Annotated in this window: 12 protein-coding genes; 4 read left to right on the forward strand and 8 right to left on the reverse strand. The window is 71.6% G+C overall.

Annotated elements, in window-relative coordinates; translation table 11 throughout:
• Positions 1-48: 48 nt before the first annotated feature.
• Positions 49-2,124 carry an SEL1-like repeat protein gene (locus D7W79_RS06905; protein ID WP_120524535.1) on the forward strand — a complete coding sequence of 692 codons (2,076 nt, stop codon included), beginning with the start codon at positions 49-51 and terminating at the stop codon, positions 2,122-2,124.
• 13 nt (positions 2,125-2,137) lie between these two features.
• Here the strand turns inward: D7W79_RS06905 and D7W79_RS06910 are convergent, their stop codons facing one another.
• Positions 2,138-2,872: a 3-keto-5-aminohexanoate cleavage protein gene (locus tag D7W79_RS06910; protein WP_120524536.1), complete on the reverse strand. Its 735-nt coding sequence runs from the start codon at positions 2,870-2,872 to the stop codon at positions 2,138-2,140.
• 177 nt (positions 2,873-3,049) lie between these two features.
• Here D7W79_RS06910 and D7W79_RS06915 point away from each other — a divergent pair, with 177 nt between their 5' ends.
• Together D7W79_RS06915 and D7W79_RS06920 are read left to right on the forward strand one after the other, a co-directional pair.
• On the forward strand, positions 3,050-3,583 hold the full coding sequence (locus D7W79_RS06915; RefSeq protein ID WP_244221627.1) for a DUF2378 family protein: 534 nt from the start codon (positions 3,050-3,052) through the stop codon (positions 3,581-3,583).
• Between the two features lie 146 nt (positions 3,584-3,729).
• Positions 3,730-4,272 (forward strand): DUF2378 family protein, encoded by a 543-nt coding sequence (locus D7W79_RS06920; RefSeq protein WP_244221628.1) that lies wholly within the window; start codon positions 3,730-3,732, stop codon positions 4,270-4,272.
• A gap of 19 nt (positions 4,273-4,291) precedes the next feature.
• Here the strand turns inward: D7W79_RS06920 and D7W79_RS06925 are convergent, their stop codons facing one another.
• Positions 4,292-6,559, reverse strand: coding sequence for a hypothetical protein (locus tag D7W79_RS06925; protein ID WP_120524538.1), 2,268 nt, complete (start codon positions 6,557-6,559; stop codon positions 4,292-4,294).
• A 221-nt stretch (positions 6,560-6,780) separates the two neighbouring features.
• On the opposite strand from D7W79_RS06925, the gene D7W79_RS06930 reads away from it, so the two are divergent.
• On the forward strand, positions 6,781-7,323 hold the full coding sequence (locus D7W79_RS06930) for a DUF2378 family protein (RefSeq protein WP_120524539.1): 543 nt from the start codon (positions 6,781-6,783) through the stop codon (positions 7,321-7,323).
• Here the strand turns inward: D7W79_RS06930 and D7W79_RS06935 are convergent.
• The 6 genes from D7W79_RS06935 to D7W79_RS06960 form a co-directional block, all read right to left on the reverse strand.
• Complete coding sequence (locus D7W79_RS06935) at positions 7,305-8,057, reverse strand: lysophospholipid acyltransferase family protein (protein WP_120524540.1); 753 nt, start codon at positions 8,055-8,057, stop codon at positions 7,305-7,307. The genes D7W79_RS06930 and D7W79_RS06935 overlap by 19 nt on opposite strands.
• Positions 8,054-9,022: a 3-oxoacyl-ACP synthase III family protein gene (locus D7W79_RS06940; protein WP_120524541.1), complete on the reverse strand. Its 969-nt coding sequence runs from the start codon at positions 9,020-9,022 to the stop codon at positions 8,054-8,056. Before D7W79_RS06940 ends, D7W79_RS06935 begins: the two co-directional genes overlap by 4 nt.
• The gene (locus tag D7W79_RS06945; RefSeq protein WP_120524542.1) at positions 9,019-10,863 is read right to left on the reverse strand and encodes a cyclic nucleotide-binding and patatin-like phospholipase domain-containing protein; all 1,845 of its coding nucleotides are present in this window, start codon (positions 10,861-10,863) and stop codon (positions 9,019-9,021) included. The genes D7W79_RS06940 and D7W79_RS06945 overlap by 4 nt, the downstream gene beginning before the upstream one ends.
• Positions 10,864-10,950: 87 nt before the next feature.
• Positions 10,951-14,148, reverse strand: coding sequence for an efflux RND transporter permease subunit (locus D7W79_RS06950; RefSeq protein ID WP_120524543.1), 3,198 nt, complete (start codon positions 14,146-14,148; stop codon positions 10,951-10,953).
• Positions 14,149-14,157: 9 nt separating this feature from the next.
• Positions 14,158-15,351 (reverse strand): efflux RND transporter periplasmic adaptor subunit, encoded by a 1,194-nt coding sequence (locus D7W79_RS06955; RefSeq protein ID WP_120524544.1) that lies wholly within the window; start codon positions 15,349-15,351, stop codon positions 14,158-14,160.
• Entirely contained in the window at positions 15,339-16,802 is a 1,464-nt protein-coding gene (locus D7W79_RS06960; RefSeq protein ID WP_244221629.1) for a TolC family protein, read from the reverse strand. The genes D7W79_RS06955 and D7W79_RS06960 overlap by 13 nt, the downstream gene beginning before the upstream one ends.
• Positions 16,803-16,806 lie beyond the last annotated feature (4 nt).

The following is a 16,806-nucleotide window of genomic DNA, read 5'->3' on the forward strand; positions in this document are numbered from 1 at the left end:
ACGGAGGGGGTCCTCGACGGAAAGGGGGAGGGGTGGAAGGATCCACTCATGCCCTCAGTGAAATTCCTCTTCGCGTGGCGGGTGCTGCCCGTCCTCGCGCTGCTCGCGGCGTGTGCCCATGGCTCCTCGGATGAACCGATGTCGGAGGCCGAGCAGCTCTCCACGCTGTACCAGCGCACCTGTGGTGGGAGGACCGCGCAAGCGTGCTTCGAGCAGGCCGAGCGCCTGCGCGTGGGCGACGGCGTCGCGAAGGACGAGGCGCGCGCGGCGACGCTCCACGAGCTGGGCTGCAACGGCGGCGAGCGGCGGGCGTGCGTGGCGCTGGGCGTGCTGAAGGAGGAGGGCCGGGGCGTCGCGAAGGACGAGGCCGAGGCTGCGCGGCTGTACGCGCGGGGCTGTGAGCAGGGCCTGCCGGAGGGCTGCGGACACCTGGCGCTGCTGTACGGCGAGGGCCGGGGCGTGGCGAAGGACCTCGCGCAAGCGGTGCGCTTCTACGAGCGCGGCTGCGAGGGGGATGATGGCCTGTCGTGCAACAACCTGGGCGTGCTGAAGCTGATGGGCGGCTTCGGCGTCACGCAGGACGTGGCGGCGGGGATGGGGATGCTGGTGCAGGCGTGCAACCGGAACGTCGGCGTCGCCTGTCTCACGGTGGCGCGCGAGTTCGACCAGGGCGTGCGCACGCGCAAGGACGCGCGGCTCGCGGCCAGCTACTTCCGCACCGCGTGCGGCATGGGGGAGCAGGAGGCGTGCGCGGCCGCGAGCGCGGCGGTGGCGGCGAAGCCGGAGCCGGCCCCGGCCGTCACGCCAGAGGAGGGCGCGAAGCTGGAGAAGATCCGCGCCATGTGTGAGACGGGCTCGGGCGTGGCCCTGGGCATGGCGTGCTACGTGATGGGCACCGCGTACGAGAAGGGCGCGAGCGTGGCGGTGAACCCCGGCCGCGCCACGATGTACTACCAGCGCGCGTGCGACCACGAGGTGCCGGAGGCGTGCGGCGACGTGCGGCGCATGCTGGGGCTCACGGTGGACGGCGCGAAGGCCGAAGGGCCGAAGCGGTCCGTGCTGGAGTCGCTCCAGCTGGACCCTGCGAAGGTCGCTCCGGAGAAGCCGAAGCAGTCCGTGCTGGAGTCGCTCCAACTGGACCCGGCGAAGGTGGCGGGCCACGCGACGCCGCCGCGCGACCCCATCGAGCGCTGGACCCAGGAGTGCCAGGGTGGAAGAGGCAAGGCGGATGCCTGCGGCCGCCTGGGCGAGGTGTTGCTGTGGGGGAGCTCTGGACAGAAGCCTGACGTCGCGAAGGCCCTGCTCCTGCTGGAGCAGGCCTGCAACCGGCGCGGCGTGGATGCCTGCTTGCAGCTCTGGCGGGCTTGGTCCCTGGGCCACGACTTCGTGAACGTGCCGAAGGATGAGCGCAAGGGGCTGGCCATGCTGGAGCTGGGCTGCGCGTGGCCGGATGGAGGAGCGGCCTGCGAGCGCCTGGGCGACGTCTACATGAAGGAGGACCTCGGCCGGGCCGTGAAGACCTGGCAGTCCAGCTGCTTCGAGCAGGAGGACAGCACCAGCTGCGCCAAGCTGATGATCATCACGCGGAAGCTCGCGAACAACGGCCCGGAGGCGCTGCGGGAGAACGCGGCGAAGGCCCTTCCCCTCTACCAGGCCCAGGGCTGCAAGGCGCGGATGAAGGACGAATGCACGGCATTGGGACTGCCCATGCCAAAGGACGTCGTGCGCGTCCGCCGCCTGAAGGAGGCCTGCGATGCGGGAGACCCGGATGCCTGCGGCGAGCTGGCCCAGGCGTACCAGCAAGGACGGGAGATCGAATGGGACCGGGCGGAGGAGATCCGCGTGGCGGCGCAGGGCTGTGACGGTGGCAGCGCGGAGGCCTGCGTGCAGCTGGCGAAGCACTACCGGGGCGTCCGTGGAGGCGCCCCCCTCGACCTGGACGCGATGCTCGCGCGCGCCGGGCAGGCGTGCTCGCTGAAGAGCTCCACCGGCTGCGGCCTGAAGGCACGGTTCCTCGAGGAGTTCGGGAAGCTGACCGCGGATGCGCCCCAGGTCCGGGAGGCCCGGTACCTGGCCTGTCTCTACCTGCCCGAGGCCAGGCGAAGCGGGCCGTGCGAGAAGTGAGCGCTCCGGCGCGTCATCCGTTCCGGAGCTGAAGCGCCGCGGCCACCAGCGCGGCGTTGTCCGCCGCGCGCTGTCCGTCTGGCAGCACGAGCGTGTCCTCCAGGCCGATGCGCGCATCCAAGCCGTGGCGCCGTGCCCATTCGAGCACGGCCCACGCGCCGCCCTCGGAGCCGTGCACGAGCAGGGGACGCGCGAGGCCCGTGGCGCGCAGCAGGTCCACCAGCGTCCGCGCCTCCCGGCACGCGGCCGCCGGTTGGGAGGACTGCGTCTCCACCATGATGCGCAGGCACCCGGACGCGCGCGGCCACGCCATGAGCCGGGGGACGTCCTCCGGGAACCACACGCCCGCCTCCACGCCGATGCCCGCGTCGAGCAGCGCGTCCGCGATGGACTCCCAGCCGGGCTCCGACAGGTTGACGGAGGCGAAGTCCGGCCGGGTGCTCGCGGACAGCGCCTTCCAGCGGGCGACGCACGCGAGGCGGGCCGTCACGTCCGGGAGGATCCACGCGCCGGTGCTGACACCCACCGGCACGCCCGGACAGGCGCGGCGGATGGCGGACACCGCCGCGCCGATGTCCTCCGCGTCCAGGGACTCGCCGCCGTGCGCGGCTCGCGGATGCACGTGGAACGCACCCGCGCCCGCGGCGTGACAGGCGGCGGCGTCCCGTGCCAGCGCTTCGGAGGTGACGGGCAGCCGGGGATGATCCGTGGCCGCGCGGGCTCCGTTGAGACACACCTTGAGCAACATAGGGGTGGAATGAAGCCACGAATGACACACGGTCCACGGGCTTCGTGAAGTTGCTCCGTCCGCTGGTGGAAATCCCGCTGCACGAAGGGAGGGGTGGGTTGTTCCCGGGTCCAGGAGCGTTTACCGAAGAAGGACGCATCCCCGCGCCGTGGAGAAGGAGTTCCCATCGTGCGTCCCATGGAGAAGGTCGTGTTCGGCCACACCGTCGAAGGCCTGCTGGTGGCCCTGGAGGGGCATCTGGACGGCCCGCTCCGCTCCAGGTTCAAGGCCGTGGGGCTGGACCTGGACCAGAAGCTGGCGCCCGCCTATCCCAAGGACCAGTGGCACCAGATGTTGGTCCTGGCCGCGCAGGTGCTCTTCCCCAGCCACACCCCCGCGCAGGCGCACTGGCACCTGGGCCAGCGCTTCATCACGGCCTACTTCTCCATCCGCATGGGGCGCGCGCTACAGAGCGTGCTGCGGTTCCTGGGGCCCGCGCGCACGCTGGAGCGCACGACGCGCAACCTGGCCTATGGCAGCAACTTCCTGCACGTGGACGTGGAGCGCCTGGCGCCCACGGACTACCGGCTGAAGGTGAACGAAGGGGGCCTGCATCCGGAGTTCATCGGGGCCCTGTGTCACTTCGGGACGCTGACCACCGGCGTGAAGGGGCTCACCACCGTGGTGGAGGCCCACGAGGGACCTTCCGCGACGTACCGGATGCGCTGGTAGCGGGGCTTCCAGGAGTTGATTCGTCCGCTGGTGGAACAATCCCCCCAGGGACGTGCGGATCAATTTGTTCGCGGAGGCGCGACCGTCTACCCATGGCGGGCGCATCCGCGGCTTCCCCCCGAGCCGGGTCGCAGGAGCATCCCGTCGTGAGTCCGCAGGAAGAAGTCGTGTTCGGCCACACGGTCGAAGGATTGCTCGTGGCGCTGCAAGGGCATCTGGACGGTCCGCTGCGCGCGAAGCTCAAGGCCGTGGGCCTGGACCTGGACCGGAAGCTGGAGCCCGCGTACCCCAAGGCGCAGTGGTACCAGATGCTGGCGCTGGGCTCGGAGACGCTCTTCCCGGACCTGCCGGTGTCGCGAGCGCACTGGCACCTGGGGGAGCGGTTCATCTCCGCCTACTTCGCCACCAACATGGGCCGCGCGCTGCAGGGCGTGCTGAAGCTGGTGGGCCCCGCGCGCACGCTGGAGCGCACGACGCGCAACATGGCGTCGGGCAGCAACTATGTCCACGTGGACGTGGAGCGTCTGGCGCCCACGGACTACCGGCTCAAGGTGAACGACGCCGGCACCCACCCGGAGTTCTTCGGCGCGCTGTGCCACTTCGGCACGCTGACCACGGGGGTGAAGAACCTCACCACCGTGGTGGAGACCCGCGAGGGGATCTCCGCGACGTACCGGATGCGCTGGTAGCGCGGAAGGGCCCGGGCCCTCAGCCGTGGGAGACGACGAACTCCTGGTCTCCCACGCGCACCTGGAGCGTGCGCTGCACGCCCGAGTTCAGCTTCCACCGCACGGAGAGCTGATCCAGCCACGCCACGAACGCGGCGACGCGGAAGTCGTCGCACACCAGGTCGTCCAGGGCCGTGAACACCTGCTGCACCGCGGAGGTCGCGTCGTTCTCCGCGATGACGGTCTCCAGCTGGATGGCCTTGTTCAGCGCGCTGAGCTTGTCGAGCAGGTCCTTCCAGAACGCGTACACCTTGCCGTACGGCCGGCTCCCGATGTCGCCCCCGTAGCGCGACGCCTGCACGAGCACGTCCGAGAACGTGCCCGTGGCGCCGCTCTGCTCCCAGTGCGACGCGACGAAGCCGTCCGCGCCCGCCTGGGTCTTCAGGTGGTACGCCACGGTCGCCCTCGCCTTGTCCAACGTCCAGTCCTTCGCCCCGTCCTTGAGGTACGCGTCCCAGAGCGGCGTGTAGAGGTCCTCCCGGCGCTGGAGGCTGGTGCGCACGGGCTGGCTGGCCCGGGGCAGGGCTCGCGCCAGGCCGCGCGCGAAGGCGTTGCGTTCGAAGACGGGCTCGCTGCCCAGCTTCGCCAGCAGCCTGCGGAAGCTGGTGCTGTCCACCCGCAGCTCCAGCCGCGTGGTGGTCTTCGTGCCGGCGGGCGCCGCGCGGAAGAGGCGCTCCACCAGCGCCGGTGCGTCCGCCGGGAGGACCGCGCCCCAGACGGTGGCGGCATCCACCGCGCGCTGGATCAGCTCCTTCGACAGCCCGTCCTCCACCTCGCTCTGCGCGAAGAGGGAGTAGTCGAACTCGTCCGCGCTGGGCGTGAGGCTGAAGCGCGGCATCTGGGCGTTGAAGTCCAGGCCCCAGCGGGAGGTCTTCCCGTACAGCAGCCCGGAGCTCGTGTAGCTGCGCGCGCCCAGGAAGGCGTAGCGGCGCGGGCCCTGGCGGTGGTCGCGGGACGCGTGCTGGACCACGGACTTGAGCTTCCGCCGGTCCTCCTGCGAGGCGAAGTTGACGTCGCGCCAGCCCAGGCCCAGGCCCCAGACGCGCTGGGACTCCACGGACTTCATGTGGAAGTAGCGCCGCAGCCACGCGTCCTTCACCCGGTGCTGGATGGACGCCAGGTCGCCGGAGACGAACGCGCCGTGCGCGCCCGCCAGCTCCCCGACGGGCACCTCCAGCTCCAGGAGGGTCGCGTCCTCGGTGCTCCGCGCGTATTCGTATTCGAAGCCCGCCTTGAGCGCTCCGCTCACCACGCTCTCGACGAAGTCCTTCAGCTCCTCGTACGCGGCCTTCACCGACGCCAGCGAGGGCTCCACCGCCTTGAGGAACCCCAGCTGCTTCAGCAGCGCGGCGGCCACCTGGAGCAGCGCGGGCATGAGCGCGCCCTGCTCCAGGCCCTCGACGATCTTCAGGGCGTCCTGCACCTTGGCGTCCGCGGCGCCCAGGATGGAGGCGAGCAGCGGCGACGAGTAGTCCAGCGACACGCCCGCGGACACGTGCACCGCCGCGGCGTCCGACGTGGCCTTGCGGACCGACACGCGGAACGGCCCGCCGTCCTGGGGCCGCGAGAAGACGATGCGGAACTCGTCCTGGAGCGACACCGTGCCGCCGATGGACGCGCCCGCCTCCGCCTTCAGTTCGAACACCAGCTGTCCGGCCAGCCGCTTGGCGAGCGCCGCCACCAGGGACGTGCTGATGGCGGACCAGGACACCTTCACCCCGGCCTTCAGCTCCACGCGCGTCTGGAACGACAGCGCGTCTCCGGGCTGGAGCGCCTGCACATCCCCCAGCACGAACGGCAGGCGCAGGGACTTCGCGTCCGAACCCAGCGCGTCCTCCAGCGTCTTCGTGGCGGCGTGGTGCCGGTAGTCCGCCACCTTCACCTGGAGCGAACCGCCGCCGCTCAGCTCGACGAAGGGGAAGTTCCCCTGGCCGTTGGCCTCCGCGCTCAGCTCCGCCGCGTACTTCAGCCAGCACCCGGCCCCGTCCGGCGAGAAGAGGGGCTCCACCGTGGAGCCGTCCAGCTCCTTCGGGGGCACGCCGATGATGCCGTACGCGTCCTGGTCGTCCCGGTCGTTGAAGAGCTCCACGGGGACCTTGAGCGCTCCCGCCAGCGACACCTTGCCGCCCTGGATGGGGATGGCCGGGGTGCCGTTCAACTCCGCGTGACCCAGCGCCTGCTCGTGCGCGGCGTTGCCCAGCGCGAGCTTCAGCGTGTTCACCGCGGGAATCTGGATGCTCCAGCTCATGAGGTCCCCCGAAACGTGAAATGCCGCCGTCGCATGGACAGCTGAGCAATCATTGCCGTGAGGCCTGCCCGGACGCTTCTGACGACAGGGAGGTGCGACTGTCCTCACCGTGAAATCGTCATCACCCCGGGGATGTAGGGGTTGTCCACAAGTTGGTATCCGGTCTAACCAGGGGGCACCCAGCCGCGTCATCCCCCGAGCCGCGGCGGGAGGAGCCCCTCGTGTCGAACCCGTCCGAGATCGTCTTCGGCCATACGGTCGAAGGACTGCTGTTGGCCCTGAAGGGCCGGCTGGAAGGCCCGTTGCGCGCGAAGCTGAAGGACGCCGGGCTGGACCTGGACCGGAAGCTGGAGCCCGCGTACCCCAACGCCGTCTGGCAGCGCGTGTTGCAGACCGTCGCGACGGAGCTGTTCCCGAACGTGTCCATGAACGAGGCGCAGTGGCTGCTGGGCGAGCGCTTCATCGCGGGCTACTTCGAGACGAACATGGGCCGCGCGCTCCAGACGGTGCTGAAGCTGCTGGGGCCCGCGCGCGCGCTGGAGCGCACGTCGCGCAACCTGGCCTCCGGCAGCAACTTCCTGCACGTGGACGTGGAGCGGCTGTCGGACACGGACTACCGCATCAAGGTGAGCGAGGGCGGGACCTACCCGGAGTTCATCGGCTCCATCTGCCACCACGCGACGCTGGCCACCGGCGTGAAGGGGCTCACCACCGTGGTCGAGGCCCGCCAGGGCCGCGCCGCCACCTACCGCGTCCGCTGGTAGTCGCGCGCCGCGTCCAGCAGCCCCTGCACCGCGCCCGTCACCTCGCGGTGCACCGTCAAGAGCGCCTCCCGGTCCCCCGCGTCGAACCCCGGGGCCAGATGGGTTGCCAGGGGCTCACCTACCCACTGGGTCATCTTCACGGGGAAGGGCAGGGACAGCGGCCACAGGCCCGTGGCGCCCACGCCCAGCCACAGCGGCAGCCGCCCGGGCATCCCCACGCGCTTGCCCCACGCGTAGCCGTCATTGAGGCCCACGTACGCGTCGTCCATGCCGTGGCCCGCGATGGGGACGATGGGCAGCCCGTGGCGCACGGCCAGCCGCAGGTAGCCCAGCCGCTCTCCCCAGTCCACGCGGTAGCGGTGCCGGAAGTCGCGGCAGCCCTCGCGCGTGCCTCCCGGCTGCACCAGCACGTGCTCGCCCTTCGCCACCGCTTGCGCCAGCAGCGGCCCGTCCCCCGTGACGAAGCCCAGCCCGTCCGCCACCTGCCGCAGGCCGGGGATGCGGTCGAACGCGCCGTGCGCGATGCCGTGGGGCAGGTAGCCCAGCCGGTCGTGCAGCGTCACCGTCAGCATGCACAGGTCCACCGCCAGGGGCCGCCCGTGGTAGCCCACCAGCAGCTTCGCGCCGGGGCGTAGCAGCGGCTCCAGGTTCACCACCTCGTAGCGGTGGTAGCGCTGGAGCAGGCGGAACGTCGTCAGCCACGCGGCCCTCGCCGCCACCGCGGTTGCCGTCACCCGGCCACCCGGTACAGCACCGCGCCGTGCGCCACGCCCGCGCCCACGCCCACCATCAACACCCGGTCCCCGGGCTTCACCGGCCGCGTGCGCCACAGCCGGTCCAACCCCGTGCCCAGCGACGCGGAGCCCACGCTGCCCACCGTGTCCACCACCGTGACGCTCTTGTCCGCGGGCACCTCCAGCGCCTGGAGGATGGCCGCGAACATGCTCCCGTTCGGCTGGTGCGTGAGCACCCACTCCACGTCCTCCACCGTCAGCCCCGCACCCTGAAGCACCGCCGACGCCGCGCGCGTCAGCGCCCCCAGCGCCACGCGGGTCATGTCCCGCGACGGCGTGAGGAAGCGCATGCCTTCGCGCTGGCCTGTCTGGTGCGGGTTCTCCAGGACGACGTCCGGCGGCAGCGTGCCGTCGTTGCCGAACGCCGCTCCCAGCACGCCCTCGCCGGGCCGCGCCTCTCCCAGCACCACCGCCGCCGCCGCGTCGCCCAGCACCAGGTAGGGGCGCGGATCCTCCGGCCGCGTGGTGCGCGACAGCAGCTCCACGGACACCACGCCCACCGGCCCCAGCCCCGTCGCCACCGAGCGCGCCGCCAGGTCGAACGCGCTCAAGAACCCCATGCACGCGTTGCCCACGTCCATCGCGTCGCACGTGCCGGACAGCCCCAGCGCCGCCGCCACCCGGCTGCCGTTGGCCGGCGTGGTGACGTCCCCGCCCATGGACGACACGAAGAGGATCCGCTTGAGCGCCGTCGCCGGAAGCCCCGCCGCCTGCAAGGCCTCCCGCAGGGCCTGGGCCCCCAGGTCCGCCGCGCGCGTCCCCGCCGGAGCGAAGTGCCGCGTGCGGATGCCCGTCTTGCGCTCCACCTCCGCCGCGTCGCGGCCCACGCGCGCGCAGACCTCCGCGGTCGTCACCGGCGGACCGGGCAGCACGCTCGCGGTGCCGAGGATGCGCACGGGAATCACGCGGCCCTCTTTCCACCAGACGGCGTCCTGCGCACGCGCAGCGACTCCCACGCCTGCTTGAGCTCCAGCAGCTTCTGCTCCAGGCCCATGTCGCGCGCGGCCTCGTCCAGCACCGCGTCCACGTGCGTGAAGCGCATGGACCCCATCAGCGGATGGTCGCGCGTGCCCACGTCGTATCGCAGGTCCCCTCGCGCGGACTCCAGGTCGCCGTTGCGGTGCAGCAGCAGCACGCCGCTGGCCAGCAGGTCCTTCGCGCGCGCCACCGGGTTGAGCGCGGAGAGGAACAGCCCCACCGCCCCGGGCAGCAGCGGCCGCGCGGCGTGGTGGTGGCCCGCGGGGAAGATGTTGCTGGAGAAGACCAGGTCCGCACCCGCGTTGAGCAGCACCTCCACCGGCACCATGCTGGTGAAGGCCCCGTCCACGTAGCGAGCGGGCGGCTGGAGCGTGGGCGCCCAGACTCCTGGAGCGGATCCACTCGCGCGCACCGCCAGCGCCAGCGGCCCCTTCTCCAGCACCACGCAGCGGCCCGTGGTCAGGTCCGTCGTCACCGGCAGGAAGCCCATGGGCAGCTCCTCCAGCGCCAGGTCTCCCAAATCGCCGCGCACCAGCCACTCCATGGCCTGCGTCGTCACCACGGAGGACAGCGCCGCGGCGGACAGGTGCCCGCCGCTGGCGCGGTGCTGGAGCCGGCGCAGGCCGTCCAATCCCTCGCGGCCGTCGCGCGCGGTGCCGCAGTAGTACGCGCCCACCAGCGAGCCCATGCTCGCGCCGCTGAGGAAGTCCACCGGCACGTCCAGCGCGGCCAGCCTGCGCAGCAGGTGCACGTGGTAGAAGCCCCACACGCCGCCGCCGCTGAGCGCCAGCCCCACGCGCCGCCCGGTGATGGCGCGCGCCCACCGCGACAGCGCGTCCCGCGTCCCCGCGTCCAACCCCAGCGCCGCCAGCGGACGTGAGTCCCCGGGGCGCACCATCAGCCGCTCCCAGTCCAGCCGCAGCCGGCACCCGGGCGGCGGCGCGTCCTCGTCCCAGCCGTCCTCGTCCGGCAGCGCGCGCCCGCGCAGCGTCGGGCTGGCCCGCGGCCGCCACGGCGACAGCAGCACGGTGGGCAGCACCGGCGCTCCGGGGGGCCCCGCGCCGTCCGCCTCACCGCCGGGCGGCACCAGCAACACCTCGCGCGGCGTCAGGCCCTCCGGCACCGGCACGCCCTCCACCAGTACGCAGTCGAAGTCCTCGCCCTCCGTGAAGAACGGCGAGCGCGGGCCCACCGTGCGGCGGAACACGCCGTCCGCGCCGCGCACCGTGCCCTCCGCGCGCTTCGTCCCCGCGTGCACGAGCAGCACGCGGTCCCCGAAGTCGTGGACCATCACCTTCGCCACCAGCTCCACCAGCGTGGACAGCACCGCCGGCGGCAGCTCCAGCCCCTGCGTGCGGAACGTCACCACGTCCACCCGTGGCGGGATTCCGGCGTGACGGGGCGTTCCCGCCGCCGCCTCCAGCTCCGCGCGAGGAAGGAAGAGGGCGTGCGACGACGCGGACTCCGCCGTCACCGTGACGGGCCACGCGCCGCGCGCGAGCGCCTCCACGCCCAGCGACATGCCGGAGCGCAGGTGCAGGAGCACCGTCCCTCCCGCCGTCACCCGCCACTCGCCCGAGCGCAGGAGGTAGACGCCGTCCACCGGATCGCCTTCGCGGCAGATGCCCTCGCCCGGCAGGGGCTCCACCGGCCGAGCCCTCTCCAACAGGCGGAGGAGGACGGACGCACGCGTGTGGCGCAGCGCGGGAGCCTGCTTCAACGTGTACAGCCACCGACGCCGCTCATCGACAGTCAGGGGAGAAGCCATGCGTCGCCCAAGGATAACCAGGACGCTCCGGCGCGGGATAGCGCACCCGAGTGCCTGCCCGCTGTGCGGGTCCTTCGCGACGCGCTGCTACGCCGGCTGGGGTCGCGGCGGCTCCCCCTCGGGAGGGATGGACGGCGGCGGCGGATTGTGCGGCGCCCCGGGCGGCGGATTGTGTTGCCGGTTTTTCAGGATCCGCGTGCGCGCCCCTTCCACCAGCGCGTAGAGCACGGGGATGAAGATGAGGTTCACGAAGGTGGAGAAGAGCATGCCGCCGAAGACGGCCGTGCCCAGCGACTTGCGCGCGGAGGCGCCCGCGCCGCTGGCCAGCATCAGCGGCACCACGCCGAAGAGGAACGCGAAGGACGTCATCAGGATGGGCCGCAGGCGCGTCTCCGCCGCGTTGATGGCGGACTCCACCACGCCCTGGCCCCGCGCGCGCAGCTGCTCGCCGAACTCCACGATGAGGATGGCGTTCTTCGACGCCAGGCCCACCAGCATCACCAGGCCCACCTGACAGAACACGTCGTTCACCAGCCCGCGCAGGTTCTGCAACAGGAGCGCGCCCATCATCGCGACGGGCACCGCGAGCATGACGACGAAGGGCAGGGCGAAGCTCTCGTACTGCGCGGCCAGCACCAGGAACACGAACACGATGCCCAGCGCGAAGATGACGAGCACGGTGTTGCCCGCGCTCTTCTGCTCCTGGGACAGGCCCGTCCACTCGTAGGTGAAGCCGGGGGGCAGGGCCTGCTTCGCCACGTCCTCCATGGCCTGGAGCGCCTGGCCGGTGGAGACGCCGGGAGCGCCCTGGCCGTTGACGTTGGCGGAGCGGAAGAGGTTGTAGTGCGTGATGTTGGGCGCCGTGGTCATGGGCGTCACCTTCACCAGCGCCTCCAGCGGCACCATGGCCCCGGTGTCCGAGCGCACGTAGAAGCTGCCGATGTCCTTCGGGTTGTCGCGGAAGGGCGTCGCCGCCTGCACGAACACCCGGTAGACGCGGTTGGAGAAGGTGAAGTCGTTCACGTACTGGCTGCCCAGGTACACCTGGAGCGTGGAGAACAGCGAGGACAGCGGCACGCCCAGCGCCTTGGCCTTCTCCCGGTCCACGTCGATGTTGAGCTGCGGCGCGCCCGCGGTGAACGCGGAGAACACGCCGCGCAGGCGCCGCTCCTGGCTGGCCTTGCCCACCAGCGTCTGGGTGGCCTGCGCCAGTTCGTCCAGCGTGCGGCCGCCCTGTTGGTCCTCCAGCACGAACTCGAAGCCGCCCACGCTGCCCACGCCGCGGATGGCGGGCGGTTGCAGGGGCAGCACGCGCGCGCCGCCCACCTGGGCCAGCGGACCGCGCAGCCGCTCCACCAGGCCCGCCACGCTCGACTCCTTCGTCGTGCGCTCCTCCCAGGGCTTCAGGTTGATGAAGAGCGAGCCGTAGTTGGCGCCCGTGCCCAGCAGTGAGAAGCCGCCCACGGTGAAGATCTGCGTGACCTCCTCCTGCTGGCCAATCAGCTTCTCCACCTGGATGAGCACGTTGCGCGTGTACTCCAGCGACGTGCCCTCCGGGCCCTGCACCGCGATGATGAGATAGCCCTGGTCCTCGTCCGGGATGAAGCCCGTGGGCGTGGCCCGGTAGAGCAGGCCCGTGGCCACCAGGAACACGGCGAAGATGGCCACGACGACCCAGCGCAGCTTGCCCAGCATCCGGCCCAGCAGCTTCCCGTACCCGCGCCGGAGCGCGTCCAGGCCCTGGTCGAACTTGCGCGCCAGGGCGAACTTCTGGCCCTCGTTGGGGCGCAAGAGGCGCGCGCACAGCGCGGGGGACAGCGTCAGCGCGACGAGCGCGGAGAGGCTGATGGAGAACGCGATGGTGAGCGCGAACTGCCGGTAGATGGCGCCCGTGGTGCCGGGGAAGAAGGACACCGGGATGAACACCGCGGACAGCACCAGCGCGGTGGCGACGACGACGCCCGCCACCTGCTGCATGCCCCGGTGGGTGGCCTCCTTCGCGTCCACCTTCTCGTGCTCGATGACGCGCTCCACGTTCTCGATGACGACGATGGCGTCGTCCACCACGAGGCCCGTGGCCAGCGTCAGGCCGAAGAGGGTCAGCGTGTTGAGCGAGAAGCCGAACGCGTTGACGAACATGAACGTGCCGACGAGCGACACCGGCAGTGTCGTCACCGCCACCAGCACGCTGCGCCAGCCGTGCAGGAAGATGAAGATGACCAGGACGACCAGGAGGATGGCCTCGCCCAGCGCCTTGAGCACCTCCTCGATGGAGGCGCTCACCGCGGCCGTGGTGTCGAACGCCACCTGATAGGTGAGGCCCGGCGGGAAGTTGGCGGACAGCCGCTGGAGCTCCGCCTCCACGCCCTTGCGCACGTCCAGCGCGTTGGAGCCGGGCAGCTGCGTGATGCCCAGACCCACGGCGTCCTGGCCGTTGAAGCGCAGCAGCTGCTGGTAGTTCTCCGCGCCCAGCTTCACCTGGCCCACGTCGCGGATGCGCACCAGGGCGCCGTCCTGCCCGCGCTGGATGACGATGGCGCCGAACTCGTCCGCGGACGTCAGCTGGCCCTTCACCTGGAGGGACAGCTGGTACGCCTGGTCCTTGGAGGACGGGGCCTGGCCCACCTTGCCCGCGCCCACCTGGACGTTCTGTTCCTGAAGCGCGTTGACCACGTCCTGCGCGGTGAGGCGGCGCCGGGCCAGCTCCGTGGGGTCCAGCCACAGTCGCATGGCGAAGCGGCGCTCGCCGAAGATGCGCACGTCACCCACGCCCTTCACGCGCAACAGTGCGTCGCGGATGAAGACGTCCGCGTAGTTGCTGATGAACTCCGTGTCGTAGCGCTTCTCCTTGTCATAGACGCCGAAGGACACGAGCAGCTGCGTCTGCGCCTTGCGCACGGTGACGCCCAGCGCGTTCACCTGCGCGGGCAGCTGCGGCGTGGCGGTGGCGACGCGGTTCTGCACGTCCACCGCCGCCAGGTCCACGTCGCGCGACGGGTCGAACGTGGCGGTGATGGTGGACTGGCCGTCGTTGGTGCTGGTGGAGGACATGTAGCGCATGCCCTCCATGCCGTTGAGCTGGCGCTCCAGCACGGTGGTGACGGCGCTCTCCACCGTCTCCGCGGACGCGCCGGTGTACGTGGACGTGATTTGGACCTGCGGCAGCGCCAGCTCCGGGTACTGCTCGATGGGGAGGCTGGGAATGGAGATGGCGCCCACGAGCGTGATGAGGATGGACAGCACGCTGGAGAAGACGGGGCGCCTGATGAAGAAGTCGGTGAACATGGCAGCCCCCTACTGACCCGCGTCCGAGCCGCCGCCGATGCCCTGCGCGGGCGGCAGGGGCATGCCGTCCGTCTGGCCTTGTGCCTGCTGCACGGGCTTCGGCTGGATGGGCATGCCGTCCCGCAGTTGCTGCACCCCGCTGATGATGACCTGGGTGCCCGCGTCCAGCCCCTTGAGCACCTCGTAGTCGTTGCCCTCCACCAGCCCCAGCGTCACCGGCTGGCGCTTCACCACGGTGCCGGCGTCGCCCTGGCCCACCACCATGGCGAAGGACTGGTTGCCCTGCCGCGTCACCGCGGTGGTGGGCATCTTCAAGGCGTCGCGCACGTCGTAGACGAGCTGCGCGCGCACCAGCTGGCCGGCCCTGAGGCCCACGGTGTTCGCGAAGTTGGCCTGCACCTCCACCAGCTGCGTGTTGGGGTCGGGCGTGGTGGCGACGAAGGAGGCGGGGGCGCGGACGATGGGCTCTCCGTCCTCGTTGAGCACCTCCAGCGGCGTCTGTCCCACCTTCACGCGCGCGGCCTGGTCCACCGGCACCTGGACGGACAGCTCCAGCGCGCGGCTCTGGTCCAGGATGGTGAGCGCCGTCTGCGGCGTCACGTAGTCGCCCAGCTTCACCGGGATGTCGCCCACGACGCCGTCGAAGGGGGCGCTCACGTTGAAGAAGCCCAGCTGCACCTGCTGGTTTTGAATCTGCGCCTCCGCCGCCTGGGCCTGGGCCTCGGATTGCGCGGCCTGGGCCACGGCCTGCTCGTAGTCCTGGCGGCTGACGAGTCCTTCCTTGAGGAGCTGGGCGCTGCGCTCGCGCGTCTTGCGCGCGAACTCGCGGCTGGCGATGGCGGAGGCCTTCTGGGCCTGGGTGGCGCGCAGGGTGGCCTGCTCCTGCCGTGGATCCACCACGAGCAGCACGTCTCCGGCCTTCACCTTCTGGCCGGGGCGGGCGGGGATCTTCTGGATGTAGCCGGCGACCTGCGGGACGACGGTGATGCTGCTGCGGGAGATGAGCGTGCCCACGTACTCGCGGGTGTCGCGCACCGGGCCGGGCTTCACGGCCAGCACCTGCACCGGCGTGGGCTTGCCGCCGCCCTGGCTCTGCTGGCCCGCCTGGGGGCCGCCTCCAGGGGCGTCCTTGCCGCCACTGCACCCGCCCGCCAGCGCGAGCACGAGCCCCCATGCGCCCCAACCACCCCTCACCAATCGCATGCGGCCTCCGACAGGAATGCATCCACCAGGGCCTGGCGGAACTGGAAGTCACGGAGGACGAGCTCCAGTTCGGCCTGCCGCAGGGCCCCGGCTGACTGCACCAGTTCGAGGCTCGTTCCGGTGCCCACCTCGAAGCTGCGGCGGGTGAGCCGGTCGTTCTCTTCGGCGAGCTTGCGCTCGCGGTCCGCCAGTTCCCGCGTCGCCTGGGTCACCTGCACGGCGCGCTTGGCCTGGGTGACCTCCACGGTGATGTTGCGTTCGCGGTTGGTGACGTCCGCGCGGGCCTGCTCCAGCTGTCCGCGCGCCTGGCGCAGGCGGCCCTCGCGCGCGCCGCCGTCCCAGAAGGGCAGCACCAGGCTGGCGCCGACGTTCCAGATGGGCACCTGCGCGAAGCCCGGGTTGACGGTGAGCCCGGTGGTGGTGCTGGTGATGTCCAGGGTGGGCGCGTACTGGCGCTGCACCTCGCCGATGGCGCGCTCGGCCACCACCTGCCGTGAGCGCGCGGCGGCGATGTCCGGACGGTTCTCCAGCGACTCCAGCGTGCGGCAGGCCGCGTTGGCGCCCTCGAGGAACGTGTTCAGATCCAGGCCCGGCTTGATGCCCACGGGGGACGGGGTGCCCAGGGCCAGGCCGAGGGCCTCGCGCGCCTGGCGCAGGTTCTCATCGCCGGTGACGACGTTGCGGCGTGCGGACTGCGCGTCCTGTTCCACGCGGACGACGTCCAGGCGGGTGCCGGCGCCCAGCTCGTAGCGGCGCTGCGCGAGGGCCAGCCGCTCCAGCGCGGTGCGCAGGTTGACGCGGTTGACCTCCGCCAGCCGCTCGTTGGAGGAGACGGAGACCAGGGCCTGCGCGAGGCCGCGGGTGAGCTGCCGGCGCGTCTCCGCGAGCGACAGGTCGGCGGTGCGCCGCGACTCCTTCGCGCTGCCCAGGGCGTAGAGGCTGGCCAGGTCCACCACGGGCACGTTCGCGGTGAGCACGCCGATGCCCAGCAGCTGCGTGGGCGTGAAGCCTTCGGCGCCGCTGACGCCACCGCCCACGCCGCCGCCGACGCCACCGCCCACGGCGGGGATGTTCGGGTTGAGGATGTTGTACTGGGCGGACAGCTCGCCCCCGACGGAGGGCAGCAGGTTGGCGAGCGCGATGCGCCACGTGCCCGCGGCGACCTCAATCTGGCCCAGGGCGGCCTGGAGGTCGGTGGAGCGCTGGCGCAGGAGCGTGAGCGCTTCGTTCCAGGACTGGAGCTGCTGGGGCGCGGGAGGCGCGGGCGTGAGCAGCGGATCCGACACGTTCGCCTGGAAGGGCGGTGGCACCTCCGGAACGTCGTCCGGGTTCTGGGACGCGGGCGGCCGGGAACTTCGCGAGGCGGGAGCCTGCCGCGCGTTCGGAGGCGGAGCGTTCGGCGCGGGCGTGCCAGGCGGCTGCGCGGGTGCGGCCACGGAACTGTCTCTTATACAC

Source organism: Corallococcus exercitus (genome assembly GCF_003611585.1).
GTDB lineage: Bacteria > Myxococcota > Myxococcia > Myxococcales > Myxococcaceae > Corallococcus > Corallococcus exercitus.